Source organism: Thiobacter subterraneus (genome assembly GCF_055379455.1).
Map to the genome: position 1 here is coordinate 539,006 of NZ_AP042402.1, position 21,926 is coordinate 560,931.

At 67.5% G+C, this 21,926-nt stretch carries 22 protein-coding genes; 19 read left to right on the forward strand and 3 right to left on the reverse strand.

What is annotated here, in order from left to right:
- The first annotated feature begins 37 nt into the window (after window positions 1–37).
- The 7 genes from flhB to motD are packed head-to-tail and all read left to right on the forward strand — an operon-like array spanning window position 38 to window position 7,827.
- Window positions 38–1,180 (forward strand): flagellar biosynthesis protein FlhB, encoded by a 1,143-nt coding sequence (gene flhB / locus ACZ42P_RS02835; protein WP_464898593.1) that lies wholly within the window; start codon window positions 38–40, stop codon window positions 1,178–1,180.
- Window positions 1,181–1,215: 35 nt separating this feature from the next.
- Window positions 1,216–3,261, forward strand: coding sequence for a flagellar biosynthesis protein FlhA (flhA, locus tag ACZ42P_RS02840; RefSeq protein WP_464899354.1), 2,046 nt, complete (start codon window positions 1,216–1,218; stop codon window positions 3,259–3,261).
- Window positions 3,258–4,553 carry a flagellar biosynthesis protein FlhF gene (flhF, locus tag ACZ42P_RS02845; protein WP_464898594.1) on the forward strand — a complete coding sequence of 432 codons (1,296 nt, stop codon included), beginning with the start codon at window positions 3,258–3,260 and terminating at the stop codon, window positions 4,551–4,553. The genes flhA and flhF overlap by 4 nt, the downstream gene beginning before the upstream one ends.
- A gap of 15 nt (window positions 4,554–4,568) precedes the next feature.
- Window positions 4,569–5,447 carry a MinD/ParA family ATP-binding protein gene (locus tag ACZ42P_RS02850; RefSeq protein WP_464898595.1) on the forward strand — a complete coding sequence of 293 codons (879 nt, stop codon included), beginning with the start codon at window positions 4,569–4,571 and terminating at the stop codon, window positions 5,445–5,447.
- Between the two features lie 27 nt (window positions 5,448–5,474).
- A complete protein-coding gene (locus tag ACZ42P_RS02855) occupies window positions 5,475–6,173 on the forward strand; it encodes an RNA polymerase sigma factor FliA (RefSeq protein ID WP_464898596.1) in 699 nt (232 codons plus the stop codon).
- A gap of 47 nt (window positions 6,174–6,220) precedes the next feature.
- The gene (locus ACZ42P_RS02860; RefSeq protein WP_464898597.1) at window positions 6,221–6,961 is read left to right on the forward strand and encodes a flagellar motor protein; all 741 of its coding nucleotides are present in this window, start codon (window positions 6,221–6,223) and stop codon (window positions 6,959–6,961) included.
- Window positions 6,962–7,008: 47 nt separating this feature from the next.
- Window positions 7,009–7,827 (forward strand): flagellar motor protein MotD, encoded by an 819-nt coding sequence (gene motD / locus ACZ42P_RS02865; protein WP_464898598.1) that lies wholly within the window; start codon window positions 7,009–7,011, stop codon window positions 7,825–7,827.
- Window positions 7,828–7,965: 138 nt separating this feature from the next.
- On the opposite strand, the gene ACZ42P_RS02870 is transcribed toward motD, so the two are convergent.
- The 3 genes from ACZ42P_RS02870 to flgA form a co-directional block, all read right to left on the reverse strand.
- Window positions 7,966–8,463 carry a flagella synthesis protein FlgN gene (locus ACZ42P_RS02870; protein WP_464898599.1) on the reverse strand — a complete coding sequence of 166 codons (498 nt, stop codon included), beginning with the start codon at window positions 8,461–8,463 and terminating at the stop codon, window positions 7,966–7,968.
- Window positions 8,464–8,641: 178 nt separating this feature from the next.
- Window positions 8,642–8,956 carry a flagellar biosynthesis anti-sigma factor FlgM gene (gene flgM / locus ACZ42P_RS02875; RefSeq protein ID WP_464898600.1) on the reverse strand — a complete coding sequence of 105 codons (315 nt, stop codon included), beginning with the start codon at window positions 8,954–8,956 and terminating at the stop codon, window positions 8,642–8,644.
- 221 nt (window positions 8,957–9,177) lie between these two features.
- Window positions 9,178–9,882, reverse strand: coding sequence for a flagellar basal body P-ring formation chaperone FlgA (gene flgA / locus ACZ42P_RS02880; RefSeq protein WP_464898601.1), 705 nt, complete (start codon window positions 9,880–9,882; stop codon window positions 9,178–9,180).
- A gap of 132 nt (window positions 9,883–10,014) precedes the next feature.
- Here flgA and ACZ42P_RS02885 point away from each other — a divergent pair, with 132 nt between their 5' ends.
- The 12 genes from ACZ42P_RS02885 to flgL all read left to right on the forward strand — a co-directional run bounded on the left by ACZ42P_RS02885 (window position 10,015) and on the right by flgL (window position 21,921).
- On the forward strand, window positions 10,015–11,811 hold the full coding sequence (locus tag ACZ42P_RS02885) for a GGDEF domain-containing protein (RefSeq protein ID WP_464898602.1): 1,797 nt from the start codon (window positions 10,015–10,017) through the stop codon (window positions 11,809–11,811).
- A gap of 156 nt (window positions 11,812–11,967) precedes the next feature.
- The gene (gene flgB, locus ACZ42P_RS02890; protein WP_464898603.1) at window positions 11,968–12,369 is read left to right on the forward strand and encodes a flagellar basal body rod protein FlgB; all 402 of its coding nucleotides are present in this window, start codon (window positions 11,968–11,970) and stop codon (window positions 12,367–12,369) included.
- Window positions 12,370–12,381: 12 nt separating this feature from the next.
- Entirely contained in the window at window positions 12,382–12,795 is a 414-nt protein-coding gene (flgC, locus tag ACZ42P_RS02895) for a flagellar basal body rod protein FlgC (protein WP_464898604.1), read from the forward strand.
- A gap of 13 nt (window positions 12,796–12,808) precedes the next feature.
- On the forward strand, window positions 12,809–13,456 hold the full coding sequence (locus ACZ42P_RS02900; RefSeq protein WP_464898605.1) for a flagellar hook assembly protein FlgD: 648 nt from the start codon (window positions 12,809–12,811) through the stop codon (window positions 13,454–13,456).
- A gap of 25 nt (window positions 13,457–13,481) precedes the next feature.
- A complete protein-coding gene (gene flgE / locus ACZ42P_RS02905; RefSeq protein WP_464898606.1) occupies window positions 13,482–14,717 on the forward strand; it encodes a flagellar hook protein FlgE in 1,236 nt (411 codons plus the stop codon).
- A 16-nt stretch (window positions 14,718–14,733) separates the two neighbouring features.
- Window positions 14,734–15,477 (forward strand): flagellar basal-body rod protein FlgF, encoded by a 744-nt coding sequence (flgF, locus tag ACZ42P_RS02910; RefSeq protein WP_464898607.1) that lies wholly within the window; start codon window positions 14,734–14,736, stop codon window positions 15,475–15,477.
- Window positions 15,478–15,481: 4 nt separating this feature from the next.
- Complete coding sequence (gene flgG, locus ACZ42P_RS02915) at window positions 15,482–16,264, forward strand: flagellar basal-body rod protein FlgG (protein ID WP_464898608.1); 783 nt, start codon at window positions 15,482–15,484, stop codon at window positions 16,262–16,264.
- Window positions 16,265–16,275: 11 nt separating this feature from the next.
- Window positions 16,276–16,935 carry a flagellar basal body L-ring protein FlgH gene (locus ACZ42P_RS02920; protein WP_464898609.1) on the forward strand — a complete coding sequence of 220 codons (660 nt, stop codon included), beginning with the start codon at window positions 16,276–16,278 and terminating at the stop codon, window positions 16,933–16,935.
- A gap of 12 nt (window positions 16,936–16,947) precedes the next feature.
- Window positions 16,948–18,054: a flagellar basal body P-ring protein FlgI gene (locus ACZ42P_RS02925; protein WP_464898610.1), complete on the forward strand. Its 1,107-nt coding sequence runs from the start codon at window positions 16,948–16,950 to the stop codon at window positions 18,052–18,054.
- Complete coding sequence (flgJ, locus tag ACZ42P_RS02930) at window positions 18,054–18,989, forward strand: flagellar assembly peptidoglycan hydrolase FlgJ (RefSeq protein WP_464898611.1); 936 nt, start codon at window positions 18,054–18,056, stop codon at window positions 18,987–18,989. The genes ACZ42P_RS02925 and flgJ overlap by 1 nt, the downstream gene beginning before the upstream one ends.
- Before the next feature lie 79 nt (window positions 18,990–19,068).
- Entirely contained in the window at window positions 19,069–21,003 is a 1,935-nt protein-coding gene (gene flgK, locus ACZ42P_RS02935) for a flagellar hook-associated protein FlgK (RefSeq protein WP_464898612.1), read from the forward strand.
- Between the two features lie 12 nt (window positions 21,004–21,015).
- Entirely contained in the window at window positions 21,016–21,921 is a 906-nt protein-coding gene (gene flgL / locus ACZ42P_RS02940; protein WP_464898613.1) for a flagellar hook-associated protein FlgL, read from the forward strand.
- The last annotated feature ends 5 nt before the right edge of the window (window positions 21,922–21,926 follow it).

The following is a 21,926-nucleotide window of genomic DNA, read 5'->3' on the forward strand; positions in this document are numbered from 1 at the left end:
CCCAGCTGATACACTATAGCTCCGTTGGGGGACGGGGATGGCCGAAGACAGCGATCTAGAACGAACAGAAGCCGCAACCGGCAGACGCATCCAGCGTGCACGGGAGGAGGGGCAGGTCGTCCGCTCCCGGGAGCTCTCCACCTTTTTGGAGCTGCTCACCGCCCTGGGTGTGCTCATGCTGCTGGGCAACCATTTCATGGCGGCCCTCTCCCGCCTGATGGCAACGGGCTTCACCCTGGACCGGGCCAGCGTGTTCGACCCCGGGCTCATGCTGGCCCGTCTCTACGCCCAGTTCCTGGACGTGCTGCTGGCCTTTCTGCCGCTTTTGCTGGCCCTGCTGCTGGCCAGCGTGCTGGCACCACTCCTGCTGTCCGGCTGGAACTTTACCCTCAAGCCTCTGACGCCCAATTTCTCCCGCCTCGATCCCGTTGGCGGCCTGCGCCGCATGTTTTCCGTGAACGCGCTGGTGGAACTGGCCAAGGCAGTCCTCAAAAGCCTGCTCATCGGCGGCGTGGCGGCCTGGGTCATCTGGCAATCCATGGACAGTTTCTTTGCCCTGCCGGGCGAGCCGCTGCCGGTGGCCATCCGTCACGTGGGTTCCCTGGTCGCCTCCACCGCGCTGATCGTAGTGGGCGCCTTCGTCTTTCTGGTGATCGCCGACGTGCCCTTTCAGTTCTGGCATTACGCCAAGAGCCTGCGCATGACCAAGGAGGAAGTGCGGCAGGAGGTGAAGGAATCGGAAGGCGATCCCCAGATCAAGAGCCGCATTCGCGCCATGCAGCGGGAGGCGGCACGCCGGCGCATGATGGCGGAAGTGCCCAAGGCCCAGGTGGTGGTGACCAACCCGACCCATTTCGCCGTGGCCCTGCGCTACGAGGAAAAACGCATGGCCGCGCCCCAGGTGGTGGCCAAGGGCTCGGCCCTGCTCGCCAGCCGCATCGTGGAGCTGGCGCGGGAGCACCACGTGCCCGTGGTGGAGGCGCCTGCCCTGGCGCGCGCCCTGTACCGCCACACGGAGGTGGGCGACGAGGTGCCCCAGCGGCTGTACACGGCGGTGGCCCAGGTGCTCGCCTATGTCTACCAGCTGCGCCAGGCCGCCACCCCGCCGGAGCCGCCGCGCGACCTGCCGGTGCCGCCGGACATGGATCCCCAGTCTGCCCGTGAGGAGGCCCGCGCGTGAACGCCCGTGCCGGTACCCTGGATCTCCTCGGCGGCATGAGCCTGACCCGCCTGGCGGGTCCCATCCTCGTGGTCATGATTTTGGCCATGATGGTGCTGCCCCTGCCGCCCTTCCTGCTGGACGTGCTGTTCACGTTCAACATCGCGCTGGCGATGATCGTGCTGCTCATCAGCCTGTACGTGACCCGGCCGCTGGATTTCTCGGTATTCCCCACGGTGCTGCTGCTCACCACCCTGCTGCGCCTGTCCCTCAACGTGGCCTCCACGCGTGTGATCCTGCTGGAGGGCCACACCGGCGGCGATGCGGCGGGCAAGGTGATCGAGGCCTTCGGCCACTTCCTGGTGGGCGGCAATTACACCGTCGGGCTGGTGGTGTTCATCATCCTGGTCATCATCAACTTCGTGGTGATCACAAAGGGTGCGGGGCGGATCGCGGAGGTGGCGGCACGCTTCACCCTGGACGCCATGCCGGGCAAGCAGATGGCCATCGACGCCGACCTCAACACTGGCCTCATCGGCGAAGACGAGGCCCGCCGCCGGCGCGCGGAGGTGGCGCGCGAGGCCGAGTTCTACGGCGCCATGGATGGTGCCAGCAAGTTCGTGCGCGGCGATGCCATCGCAGGCGTGATCATCATGGTGATCAACATCGTGGGCGGCCTGCTGGTGGGCATCTTCCAGCATGACCTGTCCCTCGCCCAGGCCGCCAACAACTACACCCTGCTCACCATCGGCGACGGCCTGGTGGCGCAGATCCCGGCACTGGTGATTTCCACCGCCGCGGGCATCGTCGTGGCGCGCGTGTCCGCGGAAACGGACATGAGCGAGCAGCTCGTGGCGCAGATCTTCGAGCGCCCCCAGGTGCTCATGCTGACCGCAGCCATCCTCGCCTTCCTGGGCATCATTCCGGGCATGCCCCATGTCGCCTTCCTGCTGCTGGCCACCGCCCTGGCGGGCGTGACCTGGTTCCTCACCCAGCGCGAGCGGGCGGCCGCCGCCCGGGCCGAGGAGGCCGCCCCGGCGCCCGTGCCGGAAACGGTGGAAGTGAGCTGGGACGACGTGCAACCGGTGGACACCCTGGGACTGGAAGTGGGCTACCGCCTGATTCCTCTGGTGGACCGCAGCCAGGATGGGGAGCTTTTGCGCCGCATCCGCGGCATCCGCAAGAAATTCGCCCAGGACTGGGGCTTTCTGGTGCCTGCCGTGCACATCCGCGACAACCTGGAACTGCGGCCCAATGCCTACCGCATCACCCTCAAGGGCGTGGAGGTGGGCAGGGGCGAGGCCTTCGTGGGTCAGTATCTCGCCATCAATCCGGGGCGTGTGCTGGGCAGCCTGCCCGGCACCCCCACCCGCGACCCCACCTTCGGCCTGCCTGCCATCTGGGTGGACGCCAGCCTGCGCGAGCAGGCCCAGACCTACGGCTATACCGTGGTGGATGCCAGCACGGTGATCGCCACCCATCTCTCCCACATCATGCAAAGCCATGCCGCCGAACTGCTGGGGCGGGAGGAAGTGCAGCAGTTGCTCGACCACATCGCCAAGGAGTCGCCCAAGCTGGTGGAAGAGACCGTGCCCAAGCTGGTCTCCCTGAGCCTGTTGCAGAAGGTGCTGCAAAGCCTCCTGGAAGAAGGCGTGCACATCCGCGACATGAAGACCATCCTGGACACCCTGGCCGACCATGCCACGCGCACCCAGAACGCCGATGAGCTCACCGCCGCGGTGCGCATCGCCCTGGGCCGTTCCATCGTGCATGGCCTGTATCCGGGCAGCGACGAACTGCAGGTGATCGCCCTCGACCCCACCCTGGAGCACCTGCTCATGCAGGCGGTGCAGGTGGGCGAAGGCCAGGGCCCCGGGCTGGAACCGGGGCTGGCGGAGCGCCTGCTCACCCAGACCCGCCAAGTGGTGCAGCAGCAGGAGGCCCAGGGGCTGCCGCCGGTGCTGCTCGTCCCTGCGCCGCTGCGCACGCTGCTGTCGCGCTTCCTGCGCCGCGTGGCCCCCCAGCTCAAGGTGCTGTCCCACGCCGAAATCCCCGACACCAAGACCGTCAAGGTCACCGCCGTTTTGGGAGCTAGCGCATGATCGTCAAGAAATTCTCCGCGCCCACCACGCGCGAGGCCCTGCGTCAGGTACGCGATGCCCTCGGCCCGGATGCCCTGATCCTGAGCAATCGCCCGGTTCCCGGGGGCGTGGAGATCATGGCGGTGGCGGAAGAGGACGTGGCCTCCCTCACCGGCCCGGTGCCGCCGGCGCGGCCAGCCCCCAGCGTGCGCCACGAGATCCCGGGCGTCACCATCCCTGCCCCCGGCCCCAGGCCCGCGCCGCCTGCCCCGGAGCGCACGGCCCCGGAAGCGCCCGCACCGGCCAGGACGCGCGAGGCCGCCCCCGCCGCGGCAGCCGAGCTGGTGCAGGGACTGGCGCAGGAACTCAGGACCATCCGCATGATGCTGGAAGGGCAGCTCGCCGGTTTTGCCTGGAACGAACTCAAGGGGCGCGAGCCCTTCAAGCTGGAAGTGATGCGCAGTCTGCTCGCCGCGGGCTTCAGTCCCCTGCTGGCACGCCAGCTCATGGAAGCTATGCCCCGCGAGCTCGACTTCGAGCGCGGCCTGCGCTGGGCCAAGGCGGCGCTGACGCGCAACCTGCGCTGCGTGGCCGCCGGCGAGGATCTCATCGAACAGGGGGGCGTGTACGCCCTGGTGGGTCCCACGGGAGTGGGCAAGACCACCACCGTGGCCAAGCTGGCGGCACGCTGCACCCTCAAGCACGGACCGTCACGCCTGGCGCTGGTCACCACCGACACCTACCGGATCGGCGCCCACGAGCAGCTGCGCATCTACGGCAAGATTCTCAACGTGCCCGTGTTCTCGGTGAAGGATGAGACCGACCTTAAGCTCACCCTCACGGACCTGGCGGACCGTCATCTGGTGCTCATCGACACCGTGGGCATGAGCCAGCGCGACCGGCGCATCGCCCAGCAGATCGCGCTGCTCTCCGGACAGGGGCGCGAGGTGAAGCGTCTCTTGCTCCTGGCCGCCACCGCCCATGGCAGCACTCTGGACGATGTGGTCACCGCCTACCGGGGCCACGGCATGGCGGGCTGCATCCTGACCAAGGTGGATGAGGCCATGAGTCTGGGGCCGGTGCTGGATGTCGCGATCCGCCACAAACTGCCGGTGCATTTCCTCACCAATGGCCAGCGCGTGCCGGAGGATCTGCATCTCGCCCACGCCGGCTATCTCATCGACCGAGCCTTCCGCCCGCCGCGGGAGGATCCGGCCTTCACGCCGCGCCCCGAGGAATTCTCCCTGGTGGCCGCGGCCGCCAGCCTGGCCGAAGACAGTCCAGCCGGAAGCGTGGCACCCCCGACGTGGTGAGGATGGGCCGCTGACATGGGGCCCTTCGTCCACGACCAGGCCGAAGGTCTGCGCCGGCTGCTGCGCCCGGACTTCCTGCGTGTGGTCGCGATCACCGCCGCCCTCGAAGGCGTGGGCCGCACCCTGGTGCTGACGACGCTTGCCGCCAGTCTGGCCCAGCGTGGCCGCCGCGTGCTGGTGGTGAGCGAGCGTCGGCACCGCATTCCCAGCGATCTCGCACCGCCCCCCCGCCACGACCTGGCGGCCGTGCTGCGTGGCCAGCGGACCCTGCAACAGGTGGTGAGTGAAGGTGCTGCGGGGGTGGCCTGGCTGGAGCTGGGCGATGCCCTCGCCCGCCTGCCGGCACTCGACCCCTCGGCCCAGGAAAACCTGGGCACCGCCTTTGCCCAGGTGGCGGAGGCCATGGACGTTCTTCTGTTGGACCCCTTCCCGGGCGACCGAGCCAGCAGCCTGGCCCTGCAGCTCGCCGCCCAGGAACAGGTACTCGTCGTGTCCTGCGCGGCCGATGCCATCACGCAAACCTATGCCCTGATCAAGCGTCTTGCGCGGGACTTCGCCCAGCGGCGCTTCCATCTGGTGGTGGCCAAGACCGGCTCTGGTGCGAAGGCGCGGGCCATTTATAATAATCTCGCGCAGACAGCGGCCCGCCACCTGGGTGTCCGGCTGGAATGGCTGGGCGAATTCCCGCTGGATGCCCAGGCGCGACAGGCCGACCGCCTGGGACGCAGCGTGGTCGATGCCTTTCCCGACAGTCCCGCCGCAGGCGCCGGCCGCCTCGTCGCGGAAGCCATGAATGGCTGGCCCTGGCCCGATGGGGAGGCGGGACGCCCCGGCGCCTTTCTGCACAGACTCGTAATGACCAGCCGCCTCGCGGCCGAAAACGCCCACCTCTGAGGGCCCCGCATACGGCAAGGGAAGCGCTTGAAAAAAGAGGAATACGTCCAGAAGTTCGCGCCGCTGGTGAAGCGCATCGCCTACCACCTCATGACGCGGCTGCCGGCCAGCGTGCAGGTCGACGATCTCATCCAGGCAGGCCTCATCGGGCTGCTCGATGCAGCCGAACACTACGACGGCAGCCAGGGCGCCCAGTTCGAAACCTATGCCGTGCAGCGCATCCGCGGCGCCATGCTGGACGAGCTGCGCCATGCCGACTGGCTGCCGCGCACGGTGCGCAAAAACCTGCGCCAGATCGAGGCCGCCATGAGCAAGCTGGAACAAGCGCTCGGCCGCCCCCCCACGGAATCGGAACTGGCCCAGGAGCTCAACGTGTCCCTGGCCGACTACCAGCAGATGCTGCTGGATGCACGGGGCCACCAGCTCGTCTACTACGAGGATCTGCAGGATTCGGAGGGGGCGGATTTCCTGGAGCGCCACCACGCCACGGATGCCGACAATCCCCTGCGCATCCTCGAGGATCAGGGGTTCCGGCAGATGCTGGTGGAGGCGATCAAGAGTCTGCCGGAGCGGGAGCGCCAGATGATGGCCATGTACTACGAGCAGGACCTCAATCTCCGTGAAATCGGCGAGGTGCTGGGTGTGAGCGAATCCCGCGTCTGCCAGCTGCATACCCAGGCGGTCGCGCGGCTGCGCGCCAAGCTGCGCGAGTGGCTCGAGAGCTGACCGTGTCGTTCTTTTCCCTGCGCATCCCGCGCTTTGGTTGAACCCCCATGGATTTCATCAGCCTCATCGGCATCCTGCTCGCGCTCACCGCGGTCATCGGCGGCCAGATCCTGGAAGGCGGCCATGTCGGCTCACTGCTGCAGATCACCGCCTTCGTCATCGTCATCGGCGGCACGGCGGGGGCGGTCATGCTGCAAAGCAGCCTGCCCACCTTCCTGCGCGGCATGCGCATGGTGAAATGGGTGTTCGTGCCGCCACCCCTGGACGCCGAACCCTTGATCCAGCGCATCACCCAATGGAGCGCCACCGCGCGCAAGGGCGGACTGCTGGCGCTGGAGCCCCTGATCGACGACGTGGCCGACCCCTTCACCCGGAAGGGCCTGCAGATGCTGGTGGATGGCGCGGAACCGGAAACGCTGCGCGACACCCTCCAGGTGGAAATCGACGCCTATGAGGACCGGCAGCGCCAGGCCGCCCGGGTCTGGGAATCTGCGGGCGGCTATGCCCCCACCATCGGCATTCTGGGCGCCGTGCTGGGTCTGATCCACGTCATGGAAAATCTCTCCGACCCTTCCAAGCTGGGCGCGGGCATCGCCGTTGCCTTCGTGGCCACGGTTTATGGCGTGGGTTCCGCCAATCTGCTGTTTCTGCCCATCGCCAACAAGCTCAAGAGCCTGATCGCCCGGGAGATCACCCTGCGCCACATGCTGGTGGAGGGACTCATTTCCGTGGCCAACGGAGAAAACCCGCGCCTGATCGAACGCAAGCTGCGCGGCTATCTTGCCTGACCCGGCCCCCTCAAGACCGCGGGCACGCGGCCGATAATGCAGGGACCATGAGCCCCCGCACCCGGCGCAAACGCCCCGAAGACCACGAAAACCACGAGCGCTGGCTCGTTTCCTACGCGGACTTCATCACTTTGCTGTTCGCCTTCTTCGTGGTGATGTACGCCATCTCCTCCATCAACGAGGGCAAGTACCGGGTGCTCTCCGATGCCCTCCTCAATGCCTTTCGCAACGCCCCCTCCTCCCTCAACCCGGTGGAATTCGAGGCGCGGCTTTCGCCGGGCACCGGCACCCAGCCCATCAAGGCCGCACCGGTGAAAAAACCCGACAGCGAGCCAGATCCGCGCCTGCGCAGGCAGACCGAAAGCATGAAGAAAATCGCCCAGGACCTGCTGCAGGTGATGGCGCCCCTGATCAAGGAAGGCCAGGTACGGGTCACCCAGAGCCAGCGTGGCGTCACCATCGAGATCAACGCCGCCGTGCTGTTTCCGCCCGGGTCCGCCACCCTGCAGGGTGAGCCGGTCAAGGTGCTCGCGGCCGTGGCGAAGCTGCTGGCCCAGGTGCCCAACAAGATCCAGGTGGAGGGGCACACCGATGACAGCCCCATCAACACCGCGCTCTACCCCTCCAACTGGGAGCTTTCCACGGCGCGCGCCGCCAGCGTGGTGCGCCTGTTCGAGGCCAACGGCGTGAGCCCGGACCGGCTGGTGGCGGTGGGCTATGCCGACAACCGGCCCCTTGCGCCCAACACGGATGAGCAGAACCGGGCACGCAACCGCCGGGTGACCCTGCTCGTGATCGCGGAAACGCCTGAGAAGGTAAAGGACATTCCCATCGCCGGCGTGCTGGACGGCGGCAAGGGACACTAGGCCTGCCGGGAAGCTTCCGCGACGTCCCCCTTGCCACCGGCTCTGCCAGCCCCGGTCGCGCAAGGGTGCGCGCCTCCGGACCGTCCCCGCCAAGGCGGGCGTCACGACATTGGAGCAGACAGGAAAAAGGCGGCGGGACTAGGCTCTGCCCAAGGGACGGCCCGTGGGCGCAGGACAGGGTTGGCCGTCCGGCCCGTAGGCCTGCGCCACCTCCTGGGCCGCGCCACGCAGGACCGCCAGGGCCTGCTGGTTGTGCTGCAGGCGGGCCTGGATGAGCGCGCCGTTCTCCTCGTTGAGGGCACGCGCCGCGCGCGCAGCCTCGATGAGTGCCTGCCAGAGCGCGTTTACACCACTGGCCTGTGGAGCGAAGCGATGACACCAGGCGCTGATTCCCGCCTGATCCACCTGCCCCGTGAGGTTCATGAGCTCACGGTTGCGGGCCTCGGCCAGTTGCGCCAGATGCACGACCTGCGCCGACTTGCGTTGCGCCAGCGCCACCAGCGCGTCGGCATCGCCACGCAGAAGGGCGGCATGTTCTTCCTCAAGCAGCGCGTGCAGGGCCTGGTAGCCCGCCCGCTCCGCCTGCAGCATCGCGGTCAGGGTGTTGGGGGCTTGCGGGGAGGAATCCCGGGTCATGGTTGGGAAACGGCCGCGACCTGCCTGCTAGCGTCGAAAGGCTTGCCCCCACTCCGGGAATGGGACACCCAGGCGGTCGCCTTGCGGGGGGCAGCCAGCGGAGCTGCCGGGAGGGAGACGATGTCAACCATTTGCGCAGGGCTCCATACACGCCAGGGGGTGGCCGCGCAGCCTGACGCTAGCCCTTGCGGCTCAGCACCATTTCCTTCACGGTGGCGATGAGCCGGTCGGCGATCGCGTCCGGATTGACCTTGAAGCGCCCTTCGCTGATTGCCTGCTTGATGGCCTCGACGCGGGCGGTGTCCACCACCTCCACCCGCTCCAGCTCGCTTTCCAGGGCCTGCAGTTGCGAGGACAGGGGATTGATGTCCACCTTTTCGGAGGAGGTGGAGGAGGAAGCTGGGCGCTTGGCCGCGCCCGTCCCGGCTTTCTTGGCCGGGGCCTGGGTGGCCTGGGTCTTGCCCACCGGCTTGGACGAGTTGTCGATTTTCAAGGCATTTCCCTTCGCTGTCAGTGGAGCGGGAAAGGCAGCCCGCCTTGCCCAGGGTTTTCGGCGGCAAACCCGGAAACTTGAGCACCCCGCATGACGATCGTGCAATGCAGGCGATGGGCAGAGAGCCCACGTCAAGCAAGGCTTCCCGGGGCGGGACCGGGCTCGACACCCGGACTTCGCAACGCTCGAGTTTACCACCAAGCCGGGGGGCGCCGGCGTCTTCAGTAGCTGACCTCGACAGTGCCGTCCGGGCGTGCCACCCCGGTTACCGTCTGGCCCGAGGCGGTACGTACCTGCACGGTCTGACCGGCACTGGCATTGGTGACTGCCCGACCCTCGGCGCTCACCCGGAAACCCTCGCCCTGGACGATGAGCTTCACGGTCTGTCCCTGGCGAATCACGAGCGGCGGGCGCAGCATGTCCTGCCGCAGGGGATAGCCCGGAAGCAGCCCCACGGTGAGGGTCTGCCCCACCGCCTGGGCCGGATCCGTGAGCACCCCCGGCGGCAGTTGGGTGAGATCCAGGGTCTGCAGTGCCAGATCCTCCGCCGCGAGCGGACGTCCGGCGGCAAGGGGACGGGCCGCCGTCACCACCGGCGCATGCACACGCACCGTCACCGGCACATAGACCGTCCAGGCTGCGCCGGCGGCACAGCGAACCCCCACGTTGACGGTGCCCCAAAGACGGACCCCCGGTGGCAGGAACACCTCCAGCCGCTGGCAGCGGGGCAACGCCAGCCCCGGATCCAGCGCACCCACCTCGACGCGGACCTCGCCCGGCTGCCCCGCCAGCTGCTGGTATGCGAATTGCTCCACCTCGCGGCGCAGGGCATCGGGCGCGGCCGGTGCGGCGAGCGCGCTCCATCCCGGCAGCAGCCACAGGCCAAAGGCGAGCAGGCGCGGCAGGTGCGCTAAAGTTGCACCCATGACGCGCCGCAAATGGGACAGAACTAAGGCGAACACAACACGATTGTAGCAGGCCGCGAAGGCGCCCCCCTGACCCGACCGACAGGGGACGCGCAGCCGAACCGCGGCCCGGACAAGAACCGAGCAGCATCCATGCCCCCACTCAGCAATCCCACCGAGCTTGCGCGCGAGACGCTCAAGCAGCTCGCCGCGCGGCGCATCGCCCCCACACCGGAAAACTACCAGCGCATTTACCGGGAACTGGCCGGCGCCGCCCCGGAAACCGCCGCCTCGGAAGCCGTGGAGGAAAACCTCGCGCGCATTCTGGAAAACCTGGGTCCCCGTCTGCCGGCCCAGGCCCCCCGCCTGCGCGAGCTGGCCAAGGCCGTGGAGGCCCGAGACTGGGAAACCTTTGGCGCCACACTGGAGGGACTCGTCGCGCCCCAGGGCGGGGAGGCGGCCAACTGGGCAGAGATCATCCGGGAGCTGATCCGCCAGTGGGATCTCAAGCAGGCCGGGCTCACCACGCCCCGCAAGAGGGAAGCCCTGGAGCGGGTACTCATCAATTTCGGCCGCAATCCCGCAGAGCTGGCGCAAAAGCTCGCGGCCCTAACCCGCGCCTGGTCGGAGGGTGCCGTCGGGCCCTCCGACATCGAGCTCGCCCCCGCGGCCCCGGAGCCGGCGCCCGACCGGCGTGGCACGCCGATCACGGCCGCCGTGCCGGAAGATCTCCCGGCCATGCTGGCGGAACTGCTAGCCCAGGCGCTGGTGCAGGGCGTGCTGCCGCGCCTGTCCCACGTGCCCGGTCTGGCCGCAGAAGCCCAGCGCCTGGCCGACCAGGCCCGCAGCGCACGCACTCCGGAGGCCTTCGCCACGCTGTCCCGGGCCCTGCGCCAGTTCTGGATCCAGGTGGAACTGCAGACCCAGGCGGAAACCGGCGTGTTGGACGGTCTCATGCGGCTGCTCAGGCTGGTGATCGAAAACATCGGCGAACTGCTGCTGGATGACCAGTGGCTGCGCGGCCAGCTCACCGTGGTGCAGGAAATCATCAGCCGGCCGCTCGATGCGCGCGTCATCGCCGATGCGGAAAAGCGCTTCAAGGAAGTGATTTTCAAGCAGGGCACCCTCAAGCACAGCCTGAACGAGGCCAAGACCACCCTCAAGAATCTGGTGACGGTGTTCATCGAGCGCATCGGCGAGATGTCGGAGAGCACCGGCGGCTACCGCAAGAAAATCGAACGCTATGCGGAAATCCTGAGTGGCACCGAGGATCTGCCCACCCTGAACCGGATCCTGCAGGACATTCTCGCCGACACCCGGAGCATGCATCTGGACATGGTGCGGTCCCACGACGAGCTGGTGGCGGCGCGCCAGCAGGTCGAGGCGGCAGAAGCCCGGGTCAAGCAGCTGGAGGCGGAGCTCGACCAAGTCTCCGAGCTGGTGTACCAGGACTACCTCACGGGCACGCTGAACCGGCGCGGTATGGAAGACGCCTTCGAGCGGGAATTCGCCCGTGCCGAACGCCATGGTCTGCCCCTTTCCATCGCGCTGCTGGACGTGGACCACTTTAAGCGCCTCAACGACACCTATGGCCACGAAGCCGGCGACCAGGCGCTGGTACACCTGGCGCAGACGGTGAAGGACATCCTGCGTCCCACCGACGTGGTGGCCCGCTACGGCGGGGAGGAATTCGTCATCATCCTGCCGGACACCACCGCCGAAGACGCCGTCAAGATCATGACCCGGCTGCAGCGGGAGCTCACCAAGCGTTTCTTCCTCCACGACAATCAGCGCATCCTCATCACCTTCAGCGCCGGCGTGGCCCAGCGCGAGGGCCGCGAGAGCGCCGAGTCCATGATCGCGCGAGCCGACGAGGCCCTCTACCGCGCCAAGCAGGCCGGCCGCAACCGCGTCTTCCTCGCCCAGCCGCTGCAATCCGCTGCCGGCTGAAGCGGCAAACTTTGCCGCCGCCTCCCTCCCGCCTGCCGGCAGGGCTTGCCGGCACCCGGGGCGAAAGGCCACCGTTAGGGCCCTCGCGCCCGCCGCCGCGGGTTGGCACGGTTGCTGCTTGTCACTGGTCGCCCAACCAGGAAACACGCAGCCATCATGGACAAGCTGGATCACCTGTTCCAAGGCCACGCAGCGGCCCTCAAGCTCGCAAGCTTCCGCCAGCAGCTTCTGGCCTCCAACATCGCCAACGCCGACACGCCCCATTACAAGGCGGTGGACATCGATTTCGCCGCCGAGCTCTCCCGCGTCATGAGCGGGCGCGCCGCCCCGGGCACACTGGCCACCACCCACCCGCGCCACCTGCCGGCGCCCGGTGCCAATCCCCTGGGGGCCCGGGTGCTCTATCGCAGCGACGTGCAGGGCAACATCGACGGCAACACGGTGGACATGGACCGGGAGCGCGCCCAGTTCATGGAGAACGCCCTGCGCTATGAAGCCATCGTGCGTGTGCTCAACACGGAAATCCAGCACATGAAGGCCGCCCTGCGCACGCAGTAACGAGGAGCCAGCATGTCCCTGTTCAATGTGTTCAACATCGCCGCCAGCGCGCTCACCGCCCAGTCCCAGCGCCTCAATGTGGTGGCGAGCAATCTCGCCAATGCGGAAAGCGCCACCAGTGTCAACGGCGGCCCCTACCGGGCCAAACAGGTGGTGTTCCAGGCCGTTCCCATGGGGACGCCCAGTGTCACGGCCGGCGCAGGCGTGGTGGTGCGCGAGGTGGTGGACGACCCCTCGCCCCTGCGTCGCGTCTATGACCCGCGTCATCCTGCGGCGGACAAGGATGGTTACGTCACCTACCCCAACGTGAACGTGGTGGACGAAATGGTGAACATGATCTCGGCCTCCCGTTCCTACCAGAACAACGTGGACGTGATGAACACCACCAAGGCCATGATGCTCAAGCTGCTGACCCTGGGCCAGTGAAAGGACCAATGCCATGACACCTGCCGTCTCTGCCGTTGCTTCCGCCGCTGGCGCGCGTGCCGCCGACAGCGTGGCCGCCACCGAGGACCGTTTTCTCAAGCTGCTGGTGGCGCAGATGAAGAACCAGGATCCCCTGAATCCACTGGACAATGCCCAGGTCACCAGCCAGATGGCCCAGCTGTCCACCGTCACCGGCATCAACAGGCTGGCGGATCTGGTGGAAAAAATCTCGGGCGCGCTGACCCAGGCCCAGTCGCTGCAGGCTGCCGCCATGATCGGCCGCGGCGTGCTCACGGAGGGCAGCACCCTGCTCCTGCGCGACGGCACGGGGCTGGCCGGGTTCGAGCTCGCCGCGCCCGCGGACCAGGTGCTGGTGGCCATCAGGGATGCCGCGGGCCAGCCCCTCTACAGCGCCAATCTCGGGGCCCAGCCTGCCGGCGTGAATGTGTTCCAGTGGGACGGCGTGCGCGATGATGGCCAGGCCGTCCCCAGTGGGGCCTACCGCTTCGAGGTGCAGGCACGCGCCAACGGCCAGCCGGTGACGGCCACCGCCCTGTCCCATGGCACGGTGGCCAGCGTGAGCCTGAACCGGGGTCAGGTGGAACTGAATCTTCTCGATCTGGGGGCAGTGACGCTGTCCCAGATCAAACAGGTCATGTAAGCCCAGCAAGCGAAAGGAGAATGCGATGAGCTTCCAGCAGGGTCTTTCCGGTCTGAACGCCGCAGCGAAAAGCCTCGATGTCATCGGCAACAACGTGGCCAACGCCTCCACCGTGGGCTTCAAGGCCTCCCAGGCCCAGTTCGCCGACGTCTATGCCGCCTCCCTCGCCGGGGCGACGGGTCTGGCCGCCGGCATCGGCACCAAGGTGGCCACCATTGCCACCCAGTTCACCCAGGGCAACATCAGCGTCACCAACAATCCCCTGGACATCGCCATCAACGGTCGGGGCTTCTTCCGGGTGGACCAGCAGGGCACCATCTTCTACACCCGCAACGGCCAGTTCCAGCTGGACAAGGACGGCTATATCGTCACCGCCGCCGGCGAAAAACTCACGGGCTACGCCGCCAATGCCACGGGCCAGATCCTGCCGGGGGCGCTGGTGAACCTGCAACTCTCCCAGGCCGACATCGCTCCTTCCGCCACGGCCAACGCCAACGTGCTGGTGAACCTGGATTCGCGCGCCACGCCTCCCACGGCGGCGTTCAACTACCTGGACCCCACCACCTACAACAGCTCCACGTCCATGACGGTGTATGACAGCCTGGGCAATGCCCAGACCTACACCTTCTACTTCCGCAAGACGGCAGGCAACACCTGGGACGTGTACAGCAGCCTGACCAATCCGGCGGGGACCACCACCCTGCAAAACGGTGGCAGTGCCATCACCACCCTGGTCTACAACACCTCGGGTGTGCTCACCGGTGGTGCCGTGGTGACGGCCAATGTGCCCGCCGGCGATTTGGGCACCGGGGCCGCCGCCCTGTCTTTCACGCTGGATTTCACCGGCTCCACCCAGTTCGGCAGCCCGTTCTCGGTGAACGCCATCACCCAGGACGGCTACACCTCGGGCCGTCTCACCGGCTTCTCCATTGACGACAACGGCATCATCCAGGCCCGCTACTCCAACGGGCAGAACAAGGCCCAGGGGCAGATCGTGCTGGCCAACTTCACCAATCCCCAGGGCCTGCAGCCCCTGGGCAACAACCTGTTCGCCGAGACGGCGACTTCCGGCCAGCCCCTGGTGGGCGCTCCGGGCAGCGGCGCCCTCGGGGTGCTCCAGTCCTCGGCTACCGAGGATTCCACGGTGGACCTGACCGCGGAACTGGTATCCATGATCACCGCCCAGCGCGTCTATCAGGCCAATGCCCAGACCATCAAGACGCAGGACGCAGTGCTGCAGACGCTGGTGAACCTGCGTTGAGGACTGAATCTTCGCCATGGACCGTCTCATCTACATCGCCATGACCGGCGCCCGCAACGTGCTGGCGCAGCAGGCCACCAACAGCCACAACCTGGCCAATCTCAGCACCAGCGGCTTCCGTGCCCAGCTGGACAGCTTCCGCGCCGTGCCGGTGGTGGGGGCGGTGCTGCCCACGCGCACCTATGCCGTGGATGCCACGGTGGGCACGGATTTCCGGCCCGGCGTCGTCCATACCACCGGCCGCCCGCTGGATGTGGCCATCCAGGGCCGGGGCTGGATCGCGGTGCAGGCACCCGACGGCTCCGAGGCCTACACCCGCAACGGCAGCCTGCAGCTCAATGCCAACGGCGTGCTGCAGACCCGGGACGGTTTCAATGTGCTGTCCGACGCCGGTCCCATCACGGTACCGCCGGATACCGAGCTCACCATCGCCAAGGATGGCACCCTGTCCACCGTGCCCGGCACCAACCAGAAGAACCAGATCACCGAGGTGGGCCGCATCAAGCTGGTCAACCCGCCCGAGGCCGATCTGGTGCGCGGCGAGGACGGGCTGTTCCGCCTTGCAAACGGTGGCCGGGCACCGGCCGACGACACGGTGGTGTTGCACACCGGCGCGCTGGAAACGAGCAACGTGAACCCCGCGGAAGTGCTGGTGAACCTGATCTCCCTGCAGCGGCAGTTCGACCTGCAGATGAAGCTGATCCAGAACGCGGAACAGAACGCCGCCAAGGCCGCGGCCCTCCTCAACCTGAACGGATGACGCCATGATTCGCTCCCTGTGGATTGCCAAGACCGGGCTGGACGCCCAGCAGATGAACATCGACGTGGTGGCCAACAACCTGGCCAACGTCAGCACCACCGGCTTCAAGCGCAGCCGGGCGGTGTTCGAGGATCTGCTCTACCAAACCCTGCGCCAGCCTGGCGCCAAGTCCTCCCAGCAGTCGGAGATTCCCTCGGGCCTGCAGCTGGGCACGGGGGTGCGCCCCATTGCCACCGAGCGCATCTTCACCCAGGGCAATCTCACCCAGACCGGCAATCCCCTGGATCTGGCCATCAATGGCAACGGTTTTTTCCAAATCACCCTGCCCGACGGCACCACCGCCTACACCCGTGACGGCTCCTTCCAGATCAACAGCCAGGGCCAGGTGGTCACCGCCAGCGGCTACACCGTGGCCCCCGCCATCACCATTCCCGCCAACACCGTGAGCATCACCGTGAGCGCGGACGGCATCGTCTCCGTGCAGCAGGCGGGCAACCCCGCCCCGGTGCAGGTGGGGCAGCTGCAGCTGGCGAGCTTCATCAACCCCGCCGGCCTGCAGAGCATGGGTGAAAACCTCTACCTGGAAACCGCCGCCTCCGGCGCGCCGTCCACCAACACGCCGGGCACCAACGGGCTGGGTGTGCTCAACCAGGGGTATCTGGAGACCTCCAATGTCAACGTCTCCGAGGAACTGGTGAAGATGATCGAGGCCCAGCGTGCCTTCGAGCTGAATTCCCGCGCCATCAGCGCCTCCGACCAGATGCTACAGCGTCTGGCCCAGTTGTGAGGAAGTTTTCCATGAAACGCCTGCTCCTGCCCCTGGTCGCTGCGCTTACGGCCGCCTGCGCCACGGTGCCGCCCACCAACGTGCATCAGCCCATGACGGCACGGCCCGCGCCCGCACCTGCACCGGCGCCGGTGGACGGCGCCATCTACCACGCCAATGCGCCCCTCAACCTGTTCGAGATGAAGCGCGCACGCAACGTGGGCGACATCCTCACCATCCAGATCAACGAAAAGACTTCCGCCACCAAGAAGGGCAACAGCGCGGCCTCGCGCCAGAGCAGCAACAGCGTGGCGGTGCCCACCATCCTGGGGCTGCCCGGCAAGTCCTTCCAGGGCATGGAGCTGTCCACCTCCGCCAACCACAAGTTCGAAGGCAAGGGCGAAAGCAACAGTAGCGACAGCTTCACCGGGACCATCACGGTCACCGTGATCGAGGTGCTGCCCAACGGCAACCTGCTGGTCTCCGGCGAGAAGCAGCTGGGCATCAACCAGGGCACGGAATACATCCGCTTCTCGGGCGTGGTGGATCCGGCCACCATTGGCTTTGGCAACACGGTGTCCTCCACCCAGGTGGCCGATGCACGCATCGAATACCGGGGCAATGGCTACGTGGACGAGGCCCAGATCATGGGGTGGCTCGCCCGCTTCTTCCTGACCTTCCTGCCCTTCTGAGGAGCAACCGGCATGAAAGCGCGTTGGCTTCCCCTGCTGTTTCTCGCCGCCCTCGTGAGCGGCCCCGTCGCGGCGGAGCGCATCAAGGACCTGGCCATGGTGCAGGGTGTGCGCAGCAACCAGCTCATCGGCTATGGCCTGGTGGTGGGTCTGGATGGCAGTGGTGACCAGACCACCCAGACGCCCTTCACGGTGCAGAGCATCGCCAACATGCTCACCCAGCTGGGCGTGAACCTGCCGCCTTCCGCCGCGAGTGGACTGCAGCTCAAGAACGTGGCCGCGGTAATGGTCACGGCGAGCCTGCCTCCCTTCGCCCGCCCGGGCCAGACCATCGACGTCACGGTTTCCTCCCTGGGCAATGCCAAGAGCCTGCGCGGCGGCACGCTGCTCATGACACCCCTCAAGGGCGCCGATGGACAGGTCTATGCCATCGCCCAGGGCAACGTGCTCGTCGCCGGGGCAGGCGCGGCCGCCGCGGGCAGCAGCGTCACGGTCAACCACCTGAGCGCCGGACGCATTCCCGCGGGGGCCACGGTGGAACGTCCGGTGCCCAGTCCCATCAATCAGGGTGACACCCTCCAGTTGGAGCTTAACCAGACCGATTTCACTACCGCCAACCGCGTGGTGCAGTCCATCAACAACGCCTTCGGTCCGGGCACTGCGGTGGCGCTGGATGGCCGTCTGGTCCAGGTGCGCGCGCCGCGCGATCCCGGCGCGCGGGTGGCCTTCCTCGCCCAGGTGGAAAACCTCAACGTGATCGCCGGCGACGCCCCGGCCAAGGTGGTGCTCAACGCGCGCACCGGCTCGGTGGTGATGAACCAGGCGGTGCAGGTGGACACCTGCGCCGTGGCCCATGGCAATCTCTCGGTGACCATCACCAGCGAACCCCGGGTGAGCCAGCCTGCGCCCCTCTCCGGCGGCCAGACCGTGATGACCCAGCAGGCCCAGATCGAGATCAAGGCCGACAAGGGCAACCTGGTCACCATTCCCACCAGCGTGAATCTGGCGGAAGTGGTGAAGGCCCTCAATGCCGTGGGGGCCACACCCCAGGATCTGCTGGCCATCCTGCAGGCCATGAAAGCCGCGGGGGCGCTGCGCGCGGAGCTGGAGATCATCTGATGTCTGCCGCCCTCGCCCTGGATCCCCGTGCCCTCGCGCACCTGCGCCAGGCGGCCAAGGCCGACGCACCGGCTTCCCTGGCCGGGGTGGCGCGGGAATTCGAGGGACTGTTCCTGGGTATTCTGCTCAAGAGCATGCGCGCCACCGCGCCCGAAGGTGGCCCCTTCGACAGCGAGACGACCCGTCTCTACCGGGAACTCTCGGATCAACAGCTCGCCCGGACCCTGGCCACCTCCGGCCGGGGTCTGGGGATCGCCGACATGCTGCTCGCCCAAATGGAGCGCGCAACCCTGCCGGCGACCAACGGGGTCACGGCCGAGGCAGCGCCCCGGCCCCTGCAGCGCGAGGCCGTCCCCATCGCCCTGCAACGGGAACGCCCCGCCCTGCCCCTCAAGGCCAGTCTGCCCGGCAGCGACATGATGCCCCTGGGGCGCGTGCCGGTGGCGCCGGCAGCCGCAACGGCCCCGAATCCCAGGGCCTTCGTGTCGGCCGTGTGGGATCACGCCGTGGCGGCAGGACGCGAGCTCGGTGTGCCGCCGGCGTTTCTGGTGGCCCAGGCCGCCCTGGAATCGGGGTGGGGCGCGCGGGAAATCCGCCTGCCCGACGGCCGCCCAAGCCACAACCTGTTTGGCATCAAGGCCGGGGCGGACTGGACCGGCCCCACGGTGGACGTGGCCACCACGGAGTATGTGAATGGCCAGCCGGGAAGCCGGGTGGCCCGCTTCCGCGTCTATGGGTCCTATGCCGAGGCCTTCGCCGACTATGCCCGCCTGATCGGCCGGTCCGAGCGCTACCAGGCGGTACGGCAGGCCGGGGACTTCACGGCCTTCGCCCAGGCCCTGCAGCAAGCGGGCTATGCCACGGACCCCGCCTACGCCACGAAACTGGCGCGGGTGATGGCCAGCCCCGTGTTCCGGGAGGCGCTGGCGGCATGAGTCAAGAAACCCGCCCGCCTGCCGTTAATGACCAACAGGCCGGTTTGGGGATCGTCCCCGGACCGGCGGGAGCAGCCTCATGACCAGCAGCATCATCGACATCGGCGTGCGCGCCCTGAACGTGGCCCAGTACGGGCTCGTCACCACGCAGCACAACATCGCCAACGTCAACACGCCGGGTTTCCACCGCCAGGAAATCCGCCAGTCCACGCTGCTGCCCTTCGGCACCGGCGCCGGCTGGCTGGGCCAGGGCGCCAAGGTGGACACGGTCCGGCGCATCTACAGCGAATTCCTGGACAACCAGGTGCTGGCCACCACGGCCCAGAGCGCGTTTTTCGACACCTACTCGTTCCAGGTGCGCCAGCTGGACAATCTGCTGGGCGATCCCAATTCGGGCCTGTCGCCCGCCCTGCAGCAGTTTTTCACCGGCGTGCAGACAGTGGCCAACGATCCCGCCTCGGTGCCGGCCCGCCAGTTGCTGCTTTCCAGCGCCCAGGCCCTGGTGGCCCGCTTCCATGCCATCTACGAACGCATCCAGGGCATACGCGAGGGCGTCAACACCCAGCTCAAGGGGGTAACCGCCGAAATCAACGCCTACGCGAGCCAGATCGCCCAGCTCAACGAAAAGATCGTGCTCGCCCAGAACACCAATCGCCAGCCGCCCAACGACCTGCTGGACCAGCGCGACCAGCTCATCGCCGAGCTCAACGAGCGGGTGCGTGCCACCGTGGTCAAGCAGGACGACGGCACCTTCAACGTCTTCATCGGCAACGGCCAGCCCCTGGTGGTGGGGCAGGTGGCCTTCCGGCTCGCCATGGTGCGTTCCCCCCTGGATCCGGACAATCTCGACGTGGTCCTCGAAACGGGGGGTGGCGGGCAGATCGCCCTCAACCAGAACGATCTCACGGGAGGGAAGCTGGGAGGGCTGCTCGCCTTCCGGCGCGAGGCCCTGGACCAGGCGCAAAACGGCCTGGGACGCGTGGCGCTGACCCTTGCCGAAACCTTCAACAACCAGCACCGGCTGGGGCAGGATCTGCTGGGCGCCCTGGGCGGCGATTTCTTCAGCCTGGCGGCCACCAGCCCCACGGTCAAGGCCGGCGACACCAACACCGGCACCGGCGTGCTTGCCGCCAGCCTCGTCACCACCAACGCCGGCGCGGCCGCCCTCACCACCGGCAGCTACAAGCTCACCTACCAGGCAGGCAGCAATACCTACGTGGTGGAGGACCTGGTCAACCAGGTGAGCAGCACTGTGCCGGCCGGCTCGCTGGCCACTGCCATTCCGGGGCTCAGCCTCACCATGACGGGCAGCCCGGCCGATGGCGACAGTTTCCTGGTGCTGCCCAGCCGCTATGGCGCGCGCGACATCGGGCTTTCCATCGACGACGTCAACCGCATCGCCGCAGCAGCTCCCATCCGCGCCAGTGCCGCGCCCGGCAACACCGGCAGCGCCACCATCACCCCGGGCACGGTGGATGCCAGCAGCCAGCCGCCCCTGAACACCAACCTGCAGCAACCGGTAACCATCACCTTCACGAGTCCCACCACCTACGACGTGACCGGCGTGGGCACCGGCAATCCCACCGGGCTCAGCTACACCTCCGGCGGCAACATCAGCTACAACGGCTGGATCGTCCAGATCAGCGGCGTGCCGGCGGCGGGTGACACCTTCACCATCGGTCCCAACACCGGCGGCATCGCGGACGGCCGCAATGCCCTGGAACTCGCCGCCCTGCAGATCCGCAACCTGGTCGCGGGCAACACCACCACTTACCAGGGCGCCTACAGCCAGATGGTGAGCGCGGTGGGCACCCGTTCCCAGGAAGTGCAGATCAACGCCAAGGCCCAGTCCGCTCTGCTCACCCAGACCCGACAGGCCCAGCAGGAACTCTCCGGTGTGAACCTGGACGAGGAAGCCGCCAACCTGCTGCGTTACCAGCAGGCCTACCAGGCTGCGGCCAAGGTGATCCAGACCGGCAGCATCCTGTTCGACACCATTCTGGGCCTGCGTTAAGAGGAGCCGATCATGCGCATCAGCAGCACCATGATCTATGAGCTGGGCGTCTCCGCCATCCAGAACCGCATGGCGGAACTGGTCAGGACCCAGCAGCAGCTCGCCGCCGGCCGGCGCCTGCTGACCCCCAGCGACGATCCCGTGGCCGCCGCCCAGGGTCTGGAAATCGGCCAGTCCCTGAGCGTCACCCAGCAGTATCAGGCCAACATCGTTCGCGCCACCCAGGCCCTCTCCCTGGAGGACAACGTCCTGTCCCAGATCGCCCGGGTGCTCCAGGATGCCAAGGTCGCCGCGGTCAACGCCGGCAATCCCACCCTGTCCCCGGCCAATCTCCAGGCGCTGGCCACCGAGCTCACCGGCCGCTACCAGGAGCTGCTGGGCCTGGCCAACACCCAGGATGGCCAAGGCCAGTACCTGTTCGCGGGTTATCAGAGCAACGTGCGACCCTTCACCCAGACCAGCGGGGGCGGTGTCTATGCCGGCGATCAGGGCGTGCGCAGCGTGCAGATCTCCGCCTCGCGCCGCATCGCCATCAACGACAGCGGCCAGGAAGTATTCCGCCCGGGTGTGGCGGGACAGGACGTGTTCCAGACCCTGGACACGCTCATCAACCAGCTCAACACCGGCAGCATCACGGGCGCCCAGCTGAGCGCCGCCCTGTCCGGGCTGGACAATGCCCTCAACAACGTGCTGCGGGTGCAGGCCTCGGTGGGCGCACGCCTGCGCGAGCTGGATGCCACCGACGGCACCCATGGTGACAGCGTGCTGCAATACCAGACGACCCTGTCGGAACTCACCGACCTGGACTACACCAAGGCCATCACCGACCTCACCCGCACCCAGACGGCACTGGAGGCGGCCCAGAAATCCTTCGTGTCCGTAAGCCAGCTGTCCCTGTTCAACTACATCGGCGGCTGATTCCG

Bases quoted from the DNA above. Each gene is read 5' to 3' on its own strand.
- ACZ42P_RS02870 (WP_464898599.1), bottom strand. From the start codon at position 8,463: ATGACCCGGGATTCCTCCCCGCAAGCCCCCAACACCCTGACCGCGATG.
- ACZ42P_RS02850 (WP_464898595.1), top strand. From the start codon at position 4,569: ATGGGGCCCTTCGTCCACGACCAGGCCGAAGGTCTGCGCCGGCTGCTG.
- ACZ42P_RS02900 (WP_464898605.1), top strand. From the start codon at position 12,809: ATGACACCTGCCGTCTCTGCCGTTGCTTCCGCCGCTGGCGCGCGTGCC.
- ACZ42P_RS02920 (WP_464898609.1), top strand. From the start codon at position 16,276: ATGAAACGCCTGCTCCTGCCCCTGGTCGCTGCGCTTACGGCCGCCTGC.
- flgB (WP_464898603.1), top strand. From the start codon at position 11,968: ATGGACAAGCTGGATCACCTGTTCCAAGGCCACGCAGCGGCCCTCAAG.
- flgK (WP_464898612.1), top strand. From the start codon at position 19,069: ATGACCAGCAGCATCATCGACATCGGCGTGCGCGCCCTGAACGTGGCC.
- flgC (WP_464898604.1), top strand. From the start codon at position 12,382: ATGTCCCTGTTCAATGTGTTCAACATCGCCGCCAGCGCGCTCACCGCC.
- ACZ42P_RS02885 (WP_464898602.1), top strand. From the start codon at position 10,015: ATGCCCCCACTCAGCAATCCCACCGAGCTTGCGCGCGAGACGCTCAAG.
- flhB (WP_464898593.1), top strand. From the start codon at position 38: ATGGCCGAAGACAGCGATCTAGAACGAACAGAAGCCGCAACCGGCAGA.
- flhF (WP_464898594.1), top strand. From the start codon at position 3,258: ATGATCGTCAAGAAATTCTCCGCGCCCACCACGCGCGAGGCCCTGCGT.
- ACZ42P_RS02860 (WP_464898597.1), top strand. From the start codon at position 6,221: ATGGATTTCATCAGCCTCATCGGCATCCTGCTCGCGCTCACCGCGGTC.
- flgA (WP_464898601.1), bottom strand. From the start codon at position 9,882: ATGGGTGCAACTTTAGCGCACCTGCCGCGCCTGCTCGCCTTTGGCCTG.
- flgE (WP_464898606.1), top strand. From the start codon at position 13,482: ATGAGCTTCCAGCAGGGTCTTTCCGGTCTGAACGCCGCAGCGAAAAGC.
- ACZ42P_RS02925 (WP_464898610.1), top strand. From the start codon at position 16,948: ATGAAAGCGCGTTGGCTTCCCCTGCTGTTTCTCGCCGCCCTCGTGAGC.
- flgG (WP_464898608.1), top strand. From the start codon at position 15,482: ATGATTCGCTCCCTGTGGATTGCCAAGACCGGGCTGGACGCCCAGCAG.
- flgJ (WP_464898611.1), top strand. From the start codon at position 18,054: ATGTCTGCCGCCCTCGCCCTGGATCCCCGTGCCCTCGCGCACCTGCGC.
- motD (WP_464898598.1), top strand. From the start codon at position 7,009: ATGAGCCCCCGCACCCGGCGCAAACGCCCCGAAGACCACGAAAACCAC.
- flhA (WP_464899354.1), top strand. From the start codon at position 1,216: ATGAGCCTGACCCGCCTGGCGGGTCCCATCCTCGTGGTCATGATTTTG.
- flgF (WP_464898607.1), top strand. From the start codon at position 14,734: ATGGACCGTCTCATCTACATCGCCATGACCGGCGCCCGCAACGTGCTG.
- flgL (WP_464898613.1), top strand. From the start codon at position 21,016: ATGCGCATCAGCAGCACCATGATCTATGAGCTGGGCGTCTCCGCCATC.